We start from the raw sequence: 16,262 nt of genomic DNA, 5'->3' as shown, positions 1-16,262 counted from the left end.
CCGCGCCCATCCGTCGTCCCCGCGAAGGCGGGGACCCAAGTTCTGCATGAGCTATCGAAACGCTGGCAAACTTGGGTCCCCGCCTGCGCGGGGACGACGTTTTTGGATCGCGGGAACGACGGTCAGTTTTACTTCGCCTCAGGCGCCTTCAGATACCCCGCACCCACCGACCTGAACAACTCCAGCGGCACCGCACCCCCCATCGCCTGATACCCCAGGTCGTTCGGATGCAGGTGATCCCCGCTGTCGTAGGCCGGCAGGAAGCGCGTCGGGTGGGCCGGGTCGCGGGTCACGCGGTCGAAGTCGATCACGCCGTCGAACTCGTCGCTCGAGCGGATCCAGTTGTTGACGGCCTGGCGCACCACATCCTTCTCCGGCGAGTAATAACCGGCGCCCTCGAACGGCGTCAGGGTCGCGCCGTACACGGCGATGCCCTTGGCGTGCGCGCGCGCGATCACCTGGCGGTAGCCGGCGATCAGGTCGTCGGCGGACACCGGATTGGCGGCCGAGCTGTTGCCGATGTCGTTAATGCCGATCATCAGGGTCATGTAGCGCACGCCCGCCGCGGCCAGCACGTCGCGGTCGAAGCGTTCCTGGATGCTGCGGCCGGCCAGCGAGCCTTCCGGCGGATTCGACAGCAGGCGGTTGCCGCTGATGCCGCGGTTGACCACGCCCAGGCGGGTGTTGATGCCCAGGATCGGGTCGCGCACGGTCTGCAGGCGCCGCGCCAGCCAGTCGGGCCAGCGGTTGTTGGTATCGGGCGTGCTGCGGGTGCCGTCGGTGATCGAGTCGCCCAGGGCGACGATGGCGGCGCCGCCCGCGGCCTGGCCGCCGTCGACGTCCACTTCGGTCAGGAAGGGCCAGGACAGGATGGTGCGCTGGGTCGGCAACGAGGCGGCGCCCGTGAAGTCGCCCGGCAGCGAGACGTAATTCGTCTGGCTGGCGGTGCCGTGGATGGTGGTCGCGCCCACCGTGCCCGGCAGGTAGATGCTGACCGCCAGGTCGGACAGCGCCGGCACGTTCAGGTCGACCGGCTCGGACAGTGCCGGCGCGCCGGGCGGGATCGTGATCGCCGTGTTGCCGCTGAAGGTCAGCGGCCGGTCGGTGCCGGCCTGCGTATCTGCGCCATTCGCCGCTCCCCCGGCGCGCAAGGCGATGTGAGCGGAACCGATACGCAGCGGCGTGCTGCCCATCTCGTTCGATACGAATCCGGACCCGATTCCCTCCGATACTGGAGTGCACGATCAGGCGCAGGGTCTGGTCGGTGAAGGTCTGGGTGTTGGCCGGCAGCGGCGGACCGCCTGGACCCGCGCCCCAGGTGCCGACCCAGCGCTCATTCGGCCAGTTCTGGGCCTGCGCGCCGGTGGGGGCGATGGCAAGGGTGGCCGCCAGCGCCAGGCCGGCGACGAGGAAGGTGCGGCGCCCGGCGTCCAGCAGGGCAGGAAAGCTCAACTTCATGTCTGGCTCCTTAGTGATGGGCAATGCAATATGCATGAGCCCGCTGAGCCAATCTAGCAGTCTCGACTGTGACGACAAGGCGGCAAAACCCTTTTGTTGAGCTGGCGCTAACCCGCGTCGCATTTTGGATTCAACTCGGCATTAAGTTGCGCAATGATAGCGTTATCAGCAATCTTCGCGCGGCTGTTCGCTTGGTGGCGGGTTGGCGGTGGCGTACAATTGCCACTTGTTCAACAAGCGTTTCCACGTCGAGAGCCCAGCCATGCGCGCCATCGAAATCACCCAGTCCGGCGGTCCCGAAGTCTTGCAGCCCTGCGAGCGTCCGCTGCCCGTCCTGAAGTCCGGCGAAGTATTGATTCGCGTGCTGGCCGCCGGCGTCAACCGCCCGGACGTGTTCCAGCGCCTCGGCCAGTACCCGGTGCCGCCGGGCGCCTCCGACCTGCCGGGCCTCGAAGTGGCCGGCGAGATCGTCGACGGCGACCTGCAGGACAGCGGGTTCGAAAAGGGCGACCTGGTCTGCGCATTGGTGCAGGGCGGCGGCTATGCCGAGTACTGCGCGGCGCCGCTCGAACAATGCCTGCCGGCGCCCAGGGGCCTGAGCCCGATCGAGGCGGCTTCGCTGCCCGAGACCTTCTTTACCGTGTGGAGCAATGTGTTCCAGCGCTCGGCCCTGCAGCCGGGCGAGACCCTGCTGGTGCAGGGCGGCAGCTCGGGCATCGGCGTGACCGCGATCCAGCTCGCCGCGGCCATGGGCCACCGTGTGTTCGCCACCGCCGGCAGCGAAGACAAATGCCGTGCCTGCGAGCAGCTGGGCGCCGAGCGCGCCATCAATTACAGGACCGAGGATTTCTCAAGCATCGTCAAGGAACTGACGGGCGGGAAGGGCGTCGACGTCATCCTCGACATGGTCGGCGGCGACTACGTCAAGCGCGAGATCGCCTGCCTGGCCGATGACGGCCGGCTCAACCTGATCGCCCTGCTGGGCGGCGCCCGCGCCGAGGTCGACCTCGGGCAGGTGCTGCGCCGCCGCCTGACGGTCACCGGCTCGACTCTGCGCCCGCGCCCGGTCGCCTTCAAGGCCCGGATCGCACGCGAATTGCGCGAACGCGTCTGGCCGCTGGTCGAGGCCGGCAAAATCAGGCCGGTGATCCACCGCGTGTTCCCGCTGGACCAGGCGGCCGAAGCCCACGCGCTGATGGAGAGCAGCACCCACGTCGGCAAGATCATGCTCGACGTCGCCTCAGCCTGACAAAGAATACCCACTACTCTGGAAGCAACCATGAATAACATGCACCTGGTCAAGCATCGTTTGACCGTCCCGGCTACGACCGCTAAAATAGCGGGTTATTTGACCGTGAGGTTCTGATGCGGCCCAAGCTCATCGTAGGCAACTGGAAGATGAACGGCAGCCGCGCAGCCAATGCCGCGCTGCTCGAGGGCATCGTGGCGGGACTGGATGGCGCCAGGGCGGAATGCGCCGTGTGCGTGCCGGCGCCGTATCTGCAGCAGTGCGAAGAGGCGCTGAAAGGCAGCCCGATCGCCTGGGGCGCGCAGGATGTGTCCGCGTATGAAGGCGGCGCCTACACCGGTGAGGTGTGTGCGAAGATGCTGTCCGACTTCGCCTGCCGCTACGTGATCGTCGGTCACTCGGAACGCCGCGCCTACCATCTGGAAAGCAGCGGGCTGGTGGCACGCAAGACGCTTGCGGTGCTGAAGGAAGGCATGACCCCGATTATCTGCGTCGGCGAAACGCTCGAAGAGCGCGAAGCGGGGCAGACCTTCGACGTGGTCGGCGACCAGCTCGGCACGGTGCTCGAGCTGCTGCCGCTGGACGCGGTAGCAAAGATCGTGGTCGCCTACGAACCCGTGTGGGCGATCGGTACCGGCAAGACGGCGACGCCGGAGATGGCGCAGGAAGTCCATGCCCGCCTGCGCGCGCAACTGAAGGCGCGCAATGGCGAGGCGGCGGATGGCGTGGCCATCCTCTACGGCGGCAGCATGAAGCCGGACAATGCGCGCGAACTGCTGGCGCAGCCCGATATCGATGGCGGGCTGATCGGTGGGGCGGCGTTGAAGGCGCAGGATTTTCTCGCTATCATTCACGCCACCGGAATGCCGCATGAATAAAGAATTTGCAACGTAGTTAACCTTGGAATGGAATAATAATGAACGTGTTGTTCAATCTGATCGTTGTCCTGCAGGTCCTGTCCGCACTGGCCATCATCGGCCTGGTGCTCGTCCAGCACGGTAAGGGTGCCGACATGGGCGCCGCTTTCGGTTCCGGCGCTTCCGGCAGCCTGTTCGGCGCCAGCGGTTCTTCGAACTTCCTGTCGAAGTCCACCGCCGTTGCCGCAGCGATCTTCTTCGCCTCGACCCTGGCGCTGGCCTACTTCGGCACCAACCGTCCGGCGGCCAGTGTGGGCGGCGGCGTGATGGAGCGTGCTCCGGCGCCTGCCACCGCGCCGGCGAACAACGCGGGCAATGCCGTTCCGAACACGGCGCCGGCAGCGGCAGCGCCGGCCGCCGCGCCGGCTGCGACCCAGGATGTGCCGTCGGCGCCGGCTGCCGCGGTTCCGGCCGCCCCGGCTCCGGCTCCGGCTCCGGCTCCGGCTCCGGCCAAGTAAGGCAAGCTTCCGATCCGCACGGCAAAAGCGGGCCCCTCCGTGCAGGCTTGCGCGGGGTGGTGTAGTATCGGCGGGTTCTCTCCGCCAGCAAGCCCTGGCGGCTTCTCGACCCGCCAGGCTGTGAATACAGCGAAAACAAAGTAGAGAAAAACAGTGAAATCCTTGTGCTAGCGCAATTTGAGCATTGAAAAATAGTGCTAAGGCAGGGTAGAATACTGGTCTCCAGCCGACGTGGTGAAATTGGTAGACACGCTATCTTGAGGGGGTAGTGGCGCAAGCTGTGCGAGTTCGAGTCTCGCCGTCGGCACCAAGATACAGAAGCCAGCTAGGGCGCATGAGCTCCGCTCCTTGCCTTAGCTGGCTTTTTTTACGAGGATCTCTGGGGGTCCTGGAAAGCCTGCCGCAGCGCGCAGTGGGTTTGCCTGGGCCTCCGGTCGTACGATCCTGGTGGTAGGCCCAAAGCCAGGATTGTTCGATGCGGTGCTGCACCCCTGCAGTGTTTTATCAACCGATCGTTCAATAAGGCTTCTCTGCTGTGAACCTCGAGAATTACTTCCCCGTCCTTTTGTTCCTTCTTGTCGGCATCGGCGTTGGCGTCGCTCCGCAAGTCCTTGGCCGCATCATTGCGCCGCACCGTCCCGACGCCGCCAAGCTGTCGCCGTACGAATGCGGTTTCGAAGCATTCGAAGATGCGCGCATGAAATTCGACGTCCGGTACTACCTGGTCGCGATCCTGTTTATTTTGTTTGATCTGGAAACGGCATTCTTCTTCCCTTGGGGCGTCTCGATGCGCGACCTGGGCTGGCCTGCGTTCGTCACGATGATGGTGTTCATCGCCGAATTCGTCGTCGGTTTCTGGTACATCTGGAAGAAAGGTGCCCTTGATTGGGAATAAGCCATGGCTATTGAAGGCGTTTTAAACGAAGGTTTTGTTACCACCACAGCCGATAAGCTGATCAACTGGGCCCGCACCGGTTCGATGTGGCCGATGACGTTCGGTCTGGCCTGCTGCGCGGTCGAGATGATGCACGCCGGCGCGGCCCGCTACGACCTGGACCGCTTCGGCGTCGTGTTCCGTCCGTCGCCGCGCCAGTCCGACGTGATGATCGTCGCCGGCACCCTGTGCAACAAGATGGCGCCGGCGCTGCGCAAGGTCTACGACCAGATGGCCGAGCCGCGCTGGGTGATCTCGATGGGTTCCTGCGCCAACGGCGGCGGCTACTACCACTACTCGTACTCCGTCGTGCGCGGCTGCGACCGCATCGTGCCGGTCGACGTCTACGTCCCGGGCTGCCCGCCGACCGCTGAAGCTCTGCTGTACGGCATCATCCAGCTCCAGAACAAGATCAAGCGCACCAACACCATCGCGCGATAAAACCAAGCAGCTAACACCATGACGACAAAACTCGAAGTCCTTGAGCTCGCCCTGAAGAATGCGCTCGGCGAGCGCGCTGCCATTTCGTCGGCGCTCGGCGAAGTAACCGTGGTAGTCAAGGCCGCCGACTATCTTGCAGCGATGCAGACCCTGCGCGACGACAAGTCGCTCGCTTTCGAAGAAATGATCGACCTGTGCGGCGTCGACTACCTGAACTACGGCGAAGGTAGCTGGGACGGCCTGCGCTTCGCGGTGGTGACCCACCTGCTGTCGATCGAGCACAACTGGCGCGTGCGCGTCCGCGTGTTCTGCCCGGACGACGAGATGCCCCTGGTCCAGTCGATCACCGGCATCTGGCGCAACGCCAACTGGTTCGAGCGCGAAGCGTTCGACCTGTTCGGCATCCTGTTCGAAGGCCACGGCGACCTGCGCCGCATCCTGACCGACTATGGCTTCATCGGCCACCCGTTCCGCAAGGACTTCCCGATTTCGGGCTATGTCGAGATGCGCTACGACCCCGAGCAGAAGCGCGTGATCTACCAACCGGTCACGATCGAACCGCGTGAAAACATTCCGCGCGTGATCCGCGAAGAAACCTACGGGATGAAATAATGGCTGAGCTTAAGAATTACACCCTGAACTTTGGTCCGCAGCACCCGGCAGCGCACGGCGTGCTGCGCCTCGTGCTGGAGCTGGACGGCGAGGTCATCCAGCGCGCCGACCCGCACATCGGCCTGCTGCACCGCGGCACCGAGAAGCTGGCCGAGACCCGCACCTACCTGCAGTCCGTGCCTTACATGGACCGCCTCGACTACGTGTCGATGATGTGCAACGAGCACGGCTACGTGCTGGCGATCGAGAAGCTGCTGGGCATCGAAGCCCCGGTCCGCGCGCAGTACATCCGCGTGATGTTCGACGAGATCACCCGCATCCTGAACCACCTGATGTGGCTGGGCGCGCACGCGCTGGACATCGGCGCCATGGGTCCTTTCCTGTACGCCTTCCGCGACCGTGAAGACCTGTTCGACGTCTATGAAGCGGTGTCGGGCGCGCGCATGCACGCAGCCTACTACCGCCCGGGCGGCGTGTACCGCGATTTGCCGGACGTCATGCCGCAGCACAAGCCGTCGCTGGTGCGCAGCCAGCGCGCTGTAGATGAGCTGAACGAAATCCGCCAGGGTTCGGTGCTCGACTTCATCGATGGTTTCACCAAGCGTTTCGACGGCTACGTGGACGAGTACGAGACCCTGCTGACCGACAACCGGATCTGGAAACAGCGTACCGTCGGCATCGGCGTGGTGAGCCCGGAAGACGCGAAGGGCATGGGCTTCAGCGGTCCGATGCTGCGCGGCTCGGGCATCGCCTGGGACCTGCGCAAGACCCAGCCGTACGCGGTCTACGACAAGATGGACTTCGACATCCCGGTCGGCACCAATGGCGACTCCTACGACCGCTACCTGGTCCGTATCGAAGAGCTGCGCCAGTCGAACCGCATCATCAAGCAGTGCATCGCCTGGCTGCGTGCGAACCCGGGTCCGGTCATGATCGACAATCACAAGATCGCGCCGCCGTCGCGCGTCGACATGAAGTCGAACATGGAATCGCTGATCCACCACTTCAAGCTGTTCACCGAAGGCTTCCACGTGCCGCCGGGCGAGGTCTACACCGGCATCGAGCACCCGAAGGGCGAGTTCGGCATCTATATCGTGTCGGACGGCGCCAACAAGCCCTACCGCCTGAAGATCCGCACCCCGGACTACGTGCACCTGCAGAGCCTGGATGAAATGGCGCGCGGCCACATGATCGCCGACGCCGTGACCATCATCGGTACGCAGGACATCGTGTTCGGTTCGATCGACCGCTAAACCGGTCGATAAGCGACGTAAGGAAGAGAAAAATGTTATCTGAGCAGTGCTTAAAAAAAATCGACCGCGAGCTGGCCAAGTACCCGGCTGACCAGCGCCAGTCGGCCGTGATGGCCGCGCTGGCCCACGCCCAGGTCGAAAAGGGATGGCTGGCGCCGGAAACGATGCAGGAAATTGCCGACTACATCGGCATGCCGGCGATCGCCGTCCAGGAAGTGGCCACCTTCTACAACATGTACAACCTGAAGCCGGTCGGCAAGCACAAGATCACCGTGTGCACCAACCTGCCGTGCGCACTGTCGGGCGGCGAACGCGCCGCCCAGCGCATCAAGGACGCGCTCGGCATCGATTTCCGCGGCACCACCGAAGACGGGAAGTTCACCCTGCTCGAAGGCGAGTGCATGGGCGCCTGCGGCGACGCACCCGTGATGCTGCTGAACAATCACCAGATGTGCTCGTTCATGAGCGACGAGAAAATCGACGCCCTGCTGGAGGAACTGAACAAATGACCAGCCTGCACAACCGCCACATCAACCCGCTGATCCTGAAAGACCTGGACGGCGAAAACTGGCACCTGGCCGACTACGTCAAGCGCGGCGGCTATTCGGCCCTGCGCCGTATCCTCGAAGGCGGCGTCACGCCGGAACAGGTCATTGCCGACCTGAAGGCCTCGGGCCTGCGCGGCCGCGGCGGCGCCGGTTTCCCGACCGGCCTGAAGTGGAGCTTCATGCCGCGCCAGTTCCCGGGCCAGAAATACCTCGTCTGCAACACCGACGAAGGCGAGCCGGGCACCTTCAAGGACCGCGACATCATCCGCTACAACCCGCACGCGCTGATCGAAGGCATGGCCATCGGCGCCTACGCGATGGGCATCACCGTGGGCTACAACTACATCCACGGCGAGATCTTCCAGGAATACCTGCGTTTCGAAGAAGCGCTGGAAGAGGCGCGCGCCGCCGGTTTCCTGGGCGATGGCATCATGGGCAGCACCTTCAACTTCCAGTTGCACGCGGCCCACGGTTACGGCGCCTATATCTGCGGCGAAGAAACCGCGCTGCTCGAATCGCTCGAAGGCAAGAAGGGACAGCCGCGCTTCAAGCCGCCGTTCCCGGCCTCGTTCGGCCTGTACGGCAAGCCGACCACGATCAACAACACCGAAACCTTCGCAGCTGTCCCGTTCATCATGAACGTCGGCCCCGAGAACTACATGGGCATGGGCAAGCCGAACAACGGCGGCACCAAGATCTTCTCGATCTCGGGCGACGTCGAGCGTCCAGGCAACTACGAGATCCCGCTGGGCACGCCGTTCGCCAAGCTGCTGGAACTCGCCGGCGGCATGCGCGGCGGCAAGAAGATCAAGGCCGTGATTCCTGGCGGCTCGTCGGCGCCGGTGATCCGCGGTGAAGTCATGATGGAAACCGACATGGACTACGACTCGATCGCGAAAGCCGGTTCGATGCTCGGTTCGGGCGCGGTGATCGTCATGGACGAAACCCGCTGCATGGTCAAGTCGCTGCTGCGCCTGTCCTACTTCTATTACGAAGAATCCTGCGGCCAGTGCACGCCGTGCCGCGAAGGCACCGGCTGGCTGTACCGCATGGTGCACCGTATCGAAAACGGCCAGGGCCGTCCGGACGACATCGAGCTGCTGAACAATGTCGCGTTCAACATCAAGGGCCGTACCATTTGCGCGCTCGGCGAAGCCGCCGCGATGCCTGTGGAAGCCATGATCAAGAACTTCCGTGAGGAATTCATTCATCACATCGAGCACAAGCAATGCTTGGTGCCCGCATACCTTTAAACCAGGTCAGGTAACGATCAAATGGTTGAAATTGAATTAGACGGCAAGAAAGTAGAAGTCCCGCCAGGTTCCATGGTGATGGACGCCGCGAATAAACTGGGAACCTACGTCCCGCACTTCTGCTATCACAAGAAACTGTCGATCGCAGCGAACTGCCGCATGTGCCTGGTCGAAGTGGAAAAAGCACCGAAGCCGATGCCTGCCTGCGCGACCCCGGTCTCGCCGGGCATGATCGTGCGCACCCACAGCGACAAGGCCGTGGCCGCACAGAAGTCGGTCATGGAATTCCTGCTGATTAACCACCCGCTGGATTGCCCGATCTGCGACCAGGGCGGCGAATGCCAGCTACAGGATCTGGCTGTCGGCTACGGCAAGAGCAACTCGCGCTACGAAGAAGAAAAGCGCGTGGTGACGCCGAAGGAAGCCGGCCCGCTGATCTCGATGGAAGAGATGTCGCGCTGCATCCAGTGCACCCGCTGCGTGCGTTTCGGCCAGGAAGTGGCCGGCGTGATGGAATTCGGCATGGTCGGCCGCGGCGAGCACTCGGAGATCACCACCTTCGTCGGCAAGACCGTCGACTCGGAAGTGTCGGGCAACATGATCGACCTGTGCCCGGTCGGCGCGCTGACCAGCAAGCCTTTCCGCTACTCGGCACGTCCGTGGGAACTGCAGCGCCGCAAGTCGGTCTCGCCGCACGACTCGCTGGGCACCAACCTGATCGTCCAGGTCAAGGGCGGCAAGGTGATGCGCGTGCTGCCGCTGGAAAACGAAAACATCAACGAGTGCTGGATCTCGGACAAGGACCGCTTCGCCTACGAAGCGCTGGACAACGCCGACCGCCTGGTCAAGCCGATGGTCAAGCAGGACGGCAAGTGGATCGAGACCGAGTGGCAGACCGCCCTCGAGTACGTCGCCCACGGCCTGCGTAACATCCGCCACGAACACGGCGCCGACAGCATCGCCGCCGTCGCGACCCCGCACTCGACCGTCGAAGAACTGTTCCTGCTGCAAAAAGCCATGCGCGGCTTCGGCATCGAGAACGTCGACTTCCGCCTGCGCCAGAGCGACTTCGCGCTGGACGGCGCCGTCGTCCCGCACCTGGGCATGCCGATCGCCGAACTGTCGACGCTCAAGCGCGTGCTGGTGGTCGGTTCCTTCCTGCGCAAGGACCACCCGCTGGCCGCGACTCGCCTGCGCGCCGCCGTCAAGTCGGGCGCCAAGCTGAACATCGTCCACGGTTCGGACGAGGACAACCTGATCCCGACCGCCGGCCGCATGATCGTGTCGCCGTCGGAATGGCTGGCTGCGCTGTCCGGCATCGTCGTCGCTGTCGCCGCCGCCAAGGGCATCGCAGCCCCGGACGGCTTCGAAGGCATCGAGGCGTCGGATGCGGCGAAGGCGATCGCCGCGACCCTGGTCGTGGAAAACGCCGGCGACCTGCCGGGCGCCGTCCTGCTGGGTAACGCCGTCATGCAGCATCCGCAAGGCTCGGCGCTGCACGCCGCCGCCCAGTGGATCGCCGAGCAGACCGGCGCCAAGTTCGGCTACTTCGTCGACGCCGCCAACACCGTCGGCGGCTACCTGGTCAACGCGACTTCGAAGAATGCGGCGAACCTGTTCGCCCAGCCGAAGAAGGCCTACGTGCTGCTGAACGCCGAGCCGGAACTGGACGCCGCCAACCCGCAGCAAGCCATCAAGGCCCTGCAGGGCGCCGAGATGGTCGTCGCGATGTCGGCCTTCAAGCACGGCATGGACTACGCCGACGTGCTGCTGCCGATCTCGCCGTTCAGCGAGACCGCCGGCACCTTCGTCAACTGCGAAGGCCGCGCACAGAGCTTCAACGGCACCGTCAAGCCGCTGGGCGAAACGCGACCCGCCTGGAAAGTGCTGCGCGTGCTGGGCAACCTGCTGGGCCTGTCGGGCTTCGATTACGAGAATTCGGAATCGATCCGCGACGAAGCGCTGGGCAAGGGTGTCACCGACCTGTCGTCCAGGCTGAACAACGTCGCCAAGCAGGCCCTGGTTTCGGCCAAGTTCGGCAATGAAGCCGACCTGAAACTGGAGCGCCTGGCCGACGTGCCGATCTATTTCGCCGACGCCATCGCGCGCCGTTCGGAACCGCTGCTGCGCACCGCCGACGCACAGGCCCCGCTGGCGACCATCTCGCACAAGCTGGCCGAGGTGCTGGGCGTGCAGGCCGGCGACATGGTCACCGTGCAGCAAGGGGAGGGCAGTGCGACCCTGGTCGCCGCCATCGACGTGCGCCTGCCGGCCAACGTCGTGCGCGTGGCCGCGGCTCACCAGCTGACCTCGTCGCTGGGCGCCATGTTCGGTCCGATTTCGATTGAAAAGGCTTAATAAAAATGTCGATGCCTGACGTACTCAATAGTTTTTATGCCGGCGGCGAAACCCTGGTGGGTCCGACCGTCTGGACCTTCGCGTGGACGCTGCTGAAAATCGTCTGCGTGCTGCTGCCGCTGATGGGCCTGGTGGCCTATCTGGTGCTGTGGGAGCGCAAGCTGATCGGCTGGATCCACATCCGCGTGGGTCCGAACCGCGTGGGCCCGCTGGGCCTGCTGCAGCCGATCGCCGACGCGCTCAAGCTGCTGCTCAAGGAAATCGTGGTCCCGGCGAAAGCCACCCCGAGCCTGTTCATCATCGGTCCGATCATGACCATCATGCCGGCCCTGGCCGCATGGGCAGTCATTCCCTTCGGTCCGGAATCGGCGCTGGCCAACGTCAACGCCGGCCTGCTGCTGCTGCTGGCGATCACCTCGATGGAAGTCTACGGCATCATCATCGCCGGCTGGGCTTCGAACTCGAAGTACTCGTTCATGGGCGCGATGCGCGCCTCGGCCCAGATGATTTCGTATGAAATCCCGATGGGCTTCGTGATGGTCGTGATCCTGATGGTGTCCGGTTCGCTGAACTTCTCGGACATCGTCGGCGCGCAGACCCGCGGCTACTTCGCCGGCATGGGCGTGAACCTGCTGTCGTGGAACTGGCTGCCGCTGCTGCCGCTGTTCGTCGTCTACATCACCTCCGGCCTGGCCGAGTGCAACCGCCACCCGTTCGACGTGGTGGAAGGCGAATCGGAAATCGTGGCCGGCCACATGGTCGAGTATTCGGGCATGTCCTACGCGATGTTCATGCTGGCCGAATACGCCAACATGATCCTGGTCGCGACCCTGGCATCGATCATGTTCCTGGGCGGCTGGCAGGCACCGTTCTCCTTCCTGGAGTTCGGCGCGCTGGGCGGCTTCTTCTGGCTGTTCGCGAAGGCCTTCCTGGTCGTGTCGCTGTTCGTGTGGGTGCGTGGCACCTTCCCGCGCTACCGCTATGACCAGATCATGCGCCTGGGCTGGAAAGTGTTCATCCCGCTGACCCTGGTGTATCTGGTCCTGGTCGCCGGCGTCATGCAGACGTCCTGGAACCCCTGGAAGTAAAGAGGCGCAAGAAATGACTCGAGTAAAAGACTTTTTCGGCAGCCTGATGCTGTCCGAACTGATCAAGGGCCTGGCGCTGACCGGAAAATACGCGTTCTCGCGCAAGATCACGGTGCAGTACCCGGAAGAAAAGACCCCGATCTCGCCGCGTTTCCGCGGCCTGCACGCGCTGCGCCGCTACCCCAACGGGGAAGAGCGCTGCATCGCCTGCAAGCTGTGCGAAGCGGTGTGCCCGGCAATGGCGATCACGATCGAATCGGCGCAGCGCGAAGACGGCACCCGCCGCACCACGCGCTACGACATCGACCTGACCAAGTGCATCTTCTGCGGCTTCTGCGAAGAATCCTGCCCGGTCGATTCGATCGTCGAGACCCAGGTGCTGGAATACCACGGCGAAAAGCGCGGCGACCTGTACTACACCAAGGAGATGCTCCTGGCCGTGGGCGATCGCTACGAAGATGATATTGCGGCGGCGCGCAACGCCGACGCCAAATATCGTTAATCCCGCTAATAACAAGAGGGCTCCTGCGTAAGTCATGGAATTCACAACTGTTCTGTTCTACGTGTTCTCGGCGATCATGATCGTCGCCGGGTTGCGCGTCATTACCGCCAAGAACCCGGTTCACGCCGCGCTGTTCCTGGTGCTCGCGTTCTTCAACGCCGCCGGCATCTGGATGCTGCTGAAGGCCGAGTTCCTCGCCATCGTGCTGGTGCTGGTCTATGTCGGCGCCGTGATGGTGCTGTTCCTGTTCGTCGTGATGATGCTCGATATTAATGTCGACCGCATGCGCGAAGGCTTCTGGGGCTACCTCCCGATCGCCTCCGGCATCGGCGCGCTGGTGGTGGTCGAGATGGCCGCCGTGCTGTGGCGCGGTTTCCTGGGCCAGGGCGAAGCCCCGGCTGAAGCAGCCGTCGGCCACATCGGCGGCACCCGCGAACTGGGCCGCCTGATCTATACCCAGTACATCTACGGCTTCGAAATCGCCGGCCTGATCCTGCTGGTTGCGATCATCGCCGCCGTCGCCCTGACCCTGCGCAAGCGCAAGGACACCAAGGCCATCGACCCGGCCCTGGCCGTCAGCGTCAAGCGTAACGACCGCCTGCGCATCGTCAAGATGCAGGCCATCGACCAGAAGGCGATCGACGCCGCGGCTGTTGCAGCCGTTGCCGCGAAGGCCGAGGCAGCCAACAAGGAGAATCCATGACTCTGTCGCTCGCTCACTACCTGATCCTGGGCGCGATCCTGTTCGCGATCTCGGTGGTCGGTATTTTCCTGAACCGGAAGAACATCATCATCCTGCTGATGGCCATCGAACTGATGCTGCTGGCAGTGAACCTGAACTTCGTCGCCTTCTCGCACTATCTGGGTGATGCAGCAGGGCAGATCTTCGTGTTCTTCATCCTGACTGTCGCGGCCGCCGAATCGGCGATCGGCCTGGCGATCCTGGTGGTCCTGTTCCGTAACCTGGACACGATCAACGTGGAAGACCTCGACAGCCTGAAGGGCTAATCGGTTTGTTCTGTGAACTCCTCGATAAACAAGACATAAGGCTATAGAAAATGACGGGGCCAATTAACCCTAATATCTTGCTGGCGGTGCCACTCGCTCCGCTCGCGGGTTCGGCAATCGCCGGCCTGCTCGGCACCAAGTTCTTCGGGAACGTGGTCGGCCGCAAGGTGTCGCATACCGCGACCATCGCCGGCGTGTTCATCGCCATGGTCCTCTCGATCATGACCCTGATGGACGTGCTCGGCGGCGAGACTTTCAACCAGAACGTCTACACCTGGATGACCATCGGCGGCATGAAGATGGCGGTCGGCTTCCAGATCGACGCGCTGTCCGCGATGATGATGTGCGTGGTGACCTCGGTGTCGCTGATGGTGCACATCTACACGATCGGCTACATGGCCGAGGATGAAGGCTACAACCGCTTCTTCTCGTACATCTCGCTGTTCACGTTCTCGATGCTGATGCTGGTCATGTCCAACAACTTCCTGCAGCTGTTCTTCGGCTGGGAAGCGGTGGGCCTGGTCTCCTACCTGCTGATCGGCTTCTGGTACACCCGTCCGACGGCCATCTTCGCGAACATGAAGGCCTTCCTGGTGAACCGCGTCGGCGACTTCGGCTTCATCCTCGGCATCGGCCTGCTGCTGGCCGCCACTGGCTCGATGGACTATCAGGAAACCTTCAAGGCAGCCGATCACCTGTCGACGCTGACGGTCGCCGGCACCAACTGGCCGCTGCTGACCGCCGCCTGCATCTGCCTGTTCATCGGCGCGATGGGCAAGTCGGCGCAGTTCCCGCTGCACGTCTGGCTGCCGGACTCGATGGAAGGCCCGACCCCGATCTCGGCACTGATCCACGCCGCGACCATGGTGACCGCAGGCATCTTCATGGTGACCCGCATGTCGCCGCTGTTCGAGCTGTCGGACACCGCGCTGTCCTTCATCATCGTGATCGGCTCGATCACCGCGCTGTTCATGGGCTTCCTGGGCATCATTCAAAATGACATCAAGCGCGTCGTTGCTTATTCCACGCTTTCGCAGCTGGGCTACATGACGGTCGCACTGGGCGTGTCGGCGTATAACGTCGCCGTGTTCCACCTGATGACCCACGCCTTCTTCAAGGCCCTGCTGTTCCTCGGCGCGGGTTCGGTCATCATCGGCATGCACCACGACCAGGACATGCGCAACATGGGCGGCCTGCGCAAGTACATGCCGATCACCTGGATCACCTCGCTGCTCGGTTCGCTGGCCCTGATCGGCACCCCGTTCTTCGCCGGTTTCTACTCGAAGGATTCGATCATCGAGGCCGTGCACGCGTCCCACCTGTGGGGTTCGGGCTTCGCTTCGTTCGCGGTGACCGCGGGCGTGTTCATCACTGCCTTCTACTCCTTCCGCATGTACTTCCTGGTGTTCCACGGTGAAGAGCGTTTCGGCAAGGCGCACGCACATGAGCATGCACATGACGATCACCACGCGCATCACGCCGATACCAACCAGGGTAACGAAGGCATTGACCCAACCGCGCTGCACGAAGCCACCGCGCATCACGAAGAAGACGAGGACGATCACGGCCACCACGGCCTGGCCCCGGGCCAGAAGCCGCACGAGTCGCCGCTGGTGGTGACCCTGCCGCTGATCCTGCTCGCGATCCCGTCGGTCGTCATCGGTTTCTTCGCGATCCAGCCGATGCTGTTCGGCGACTTCTTCAAGGGTGTCATCGCCGTCGGCGAGAACCACCCGGCGATGGAAGAACTGGCGCACGAGTTCCACGGTGCCGCCGCGATGGGCGTGCACGCCTTCACCAGCGTGCCGTTCTGGCTGGCCCTGGCCGGCGTGGTCGCGGCCTACTACTGCTACATGATCAACCCGCGCGTGCCGGCCTGGTTCTACGCCAAGCTGCGCCCGATCCACACCCTGCTGGACAACAAGTACTACATGGACAAGTTCAACGAAGTCGTGTTCGCCGGCGGCGCACGCGGTGTTGGCAAGGCCTTGTGGCAGGTGGGTGACCGCGTGCTGATCGACGGTCTGGTCGTCAACGGTTCCGCCAAGCTGGTGGGCTGGTTCTCGACCATCGTCCGCACGTTCCAGACTGGTTATATCTACCACTATGCGTTCGTGATGATCCTGGGCGTGCTGGGTACGCTGCTGTACTTCTTCCCGTTCTGGCACGCTTAAACAGAGAGA

The 16,262-nt window shown here is 63.5% G+C and carries 16 protein-coding genes and 1 tRNA gene; 16 read left to right on the top strand and 1 reads right to left on the bottom strand.

Annotated elements, in window-relative coordinates; all coding sequences use genetic code 11:
• Positions 1–128 precede the first annotated feature (128 nt).
• Positions 129–1,193, bottom strand: a complete 1,065-nt coding sequence (locus tag ACFPO9_RS08905) for an SGNH/GDSL hydrolase family protein (RefSeq protein WP_379769621.1) — start codon at positions 1,191–1,193, stop codon at positions 129–131.
• 527 nt (positions 1,194–1,720) lie between these two features.
• Between ACFPO9_RS08905 and ACFPO9_RS08900 the strand changes: the two genes are divergently transcribed.
• The 16 genes from ACFPO9_RS08900 (at position 1,721) to nuoL (ending at position 16,253) form a co-directional block, all read left to right on the top strand.
• The gene (locus ACFPO9_RS08900) at positions 1,721–2,707 is read left to right on the top strand and encodes an NAD(P)H-quinone oxidoreductase (RefSeq protein ID WP_379769618.1); all 987 of its coding nucleotides are present in this window, start codon (positions 1,721–1,723) and stop codon (positions 2,705–2,707) included.
• Between the two features lie 116 nt (positions 2,708–2,823).
• Positions 2,824–3,585 carry a triose-phosphate isomerase gene (gene tpiA, locus ACFPO9_RS08895; protein WP_379769616.1) on the top strand — a complete coding sequence of 254 codons (762 nt, stop codon included), beginning with the start codon at positions 2,824–2,826 and terminating at the stop codon, positions 3,583–3,585.
• 38 nt (positions 3,586–3,623) lie between these two features.
• Positions 3,624–4,082: a preprotein translocase subunit SecG gene (gene secG / locus ACFPO9_RS08890; RefSeq protein WP_379769614.1), complete on the top strand. Its 459-nt coding sequence runs from the start codon at positions 3,624–3,626 to the stop codon at positions 4,080–4,082.
• 225 nt (positions 4,083–4,307) lie between these two features.
• A tRNA-Leu gene (locus ACFPO9_RS08885) sits at positions 4,308–4,392 on the top strand.
• 225 nt (positions 4,393–4,617) lie between these two features.
• Entirely contained in the window at positions 4,618–4,977 is a 360-nt protein-coding gene (locus tag ACFPO9_RS08880; RefSeq protein WP_230029838.1) for an NADH-quinone oxidoreductase subunit A, read from the top strand.
• A gap of 3 nt (positions 4,978–4,980) precedes the next feature.
• Complete coding sequence (locus ACFPO9_RS08875; RefSeq protein ID WP_135190173.1) at positions 4,981–5,457, top strand: NuoB/complex I 20 kDa subunit family protein; 477 nt, start codon at positions 4,981–4,983, stop codon at positions 5,455–5,457.
• An 18-nt stretch (positions 5,458–5,475) separates the two neighbouring features.
• Positions 5,476–6,069: an NADH-quinone oxidoreductase subunit C gene (locus tag ACFPO9_RS08870; protein ID WP_379769612.1), complete on the top strand. Its 594-nt coding sequence runs from the start codon at positions 5,476–5,478 to the stop codon at positions 6,067–6,069.
• On the top strand, positions 6,069–7,322 hold the full coding sequence (locus ACFPO9_RS08865) for an NADH-quinone oxidoreductase subunit D (RefSeq protein WP_379769610.1): 1,254 nt from the start codon (positions 6,069–6,071) through the stop codon (positions 7,320–7,322). The genes ACFPO9_RS08870 and ACFPO9_RS08865 overlap by 1 nt, the downstream gene beginning before the upstream one ends.
• A gap of 32 nt (positions 7,323–7,354) precedes the next feature.
• Complete coding sequence (gene nuoE, locus ACFPO9_RS08860; RefSeq protein WP_379769608.1) at positions 7,355–7,831, top strand: NADH-quinone oxidoreductase subunit NuoE; 477 nt, start codon at positions 7,355–7,357, stop codon at positions 7,829–7,831.
• Positions 7,828–9,123 carry an NADH-quinone oxidoreductase subunit NuoF gene (gene nuoF, locus ACFPO9_RS08855; protein ID WP_379769606.1) on the top strand — a complete coding sequence of 432 codons (1,296 nt, stop codon included), beginning with the start codon at positions 7,828–7,830 and terminating at the stop codon, positions 9,121–9,123. The genes nuoE and nuoF overlap by 4 nt, the downstream gene beginning before the upstream one ends.
• Before the next feature lie 21 nt (positions 9,124–9,144).
• Positions 9,145–11,481, top strand: coding sequence for an NADH-quinone oxidoreductase subunit NuoG (nuoG, locus tag ACFPO9_RS08850; RefSeq protein ID WP_379769604.1), 2,337 nt, complete (start codon positions 9,145–9,147; stop codon positions 11,479–11,481).
• 5 nt (positions 11,482–11,486) lie between these two features.
• Positions 11,487–12,569 (top strand): NADH-quinone oxidoreductase subunit NuoH, encoded by a 1,083-nt coding sequence (gene nuoH / locus ACFPO9_RS08845; protein WP_230029832.1) that lies wholly within the window; start codon positions 11,487–11,489, stop codon positions 12,567–12,569.
• A gap of 13 nt (positions 12,570–12,582) precedes the next feature.
• Positions 12,583–13,071 carry an NADH-quinone oxidoreductase subunit NuoI gene (gene nuoI, locus ACFPO9_RS08840; RefSeq protein WP_379769601.1) on the top strand — a complete coding sequence of 163 codons (489 nt, stop codon included), beginning with the start codon at positions 12,583–12,585 and terminating at the stop codon, positions 13,069–13,071.
• Positions 13,072–13,105: 34 nt separating this feature from the next.
• A complete protein-coding gene (locus tag ACFPO9_RS08835; RefSeq protein ID WP_379769598.1) occupies positions 13,106–13,774 on the top strand; it encodes an NADH-quinone oxidoreductase subunit J in 669 nt (222 codons plus the stop codon).
• Entirely contained in the window at positions 13,771–14,079 is a 309-nt protein-coding gene (nuoK, locus tag ACFPO9_RS08830; RefSeq protein ID WP_036168632.1) for an NADH-quinone oxidoreductase subunit NuoK, read from the top strand. The genes ACFPO9_RS08835 and nuoK overlap by 4 nt, the downstream gene beginning before the upstream one ends.
• Positions 14,080–14,129: 50 nt before the next feature.
• The gene (gene nuoL, locus ACFPO9_RS08825; RefSeq protein ID WP_379769595.1) at positions 14,130–16,253 is read left to right on the top strand and encodes an NADH-quinone oxidoreductase subunit L; all 2,124 of its coding nucleotides are present in this window, start codon (positions 14,130–14,132) and stop codon (positions 16,251–16,253) included.
• Positions 16,254–16,262 lie beyond the last annotated feature (9 nt).

It is taken from the genome of Massilia aerilata (assembly GCF_042656905.1).
GTDB classification, from domain to species: domain Bacteria; phylum Pseudomonadota; class Gammaproteobacteria; order Burkholderiales; family Burkholderiaceae_D; genus Telluria; species Telluria aerilata.
Note: the sequence above shows the minus strand (reverse complement) of the source record. Positions and strands in the feature narration are given on the sequence as shown.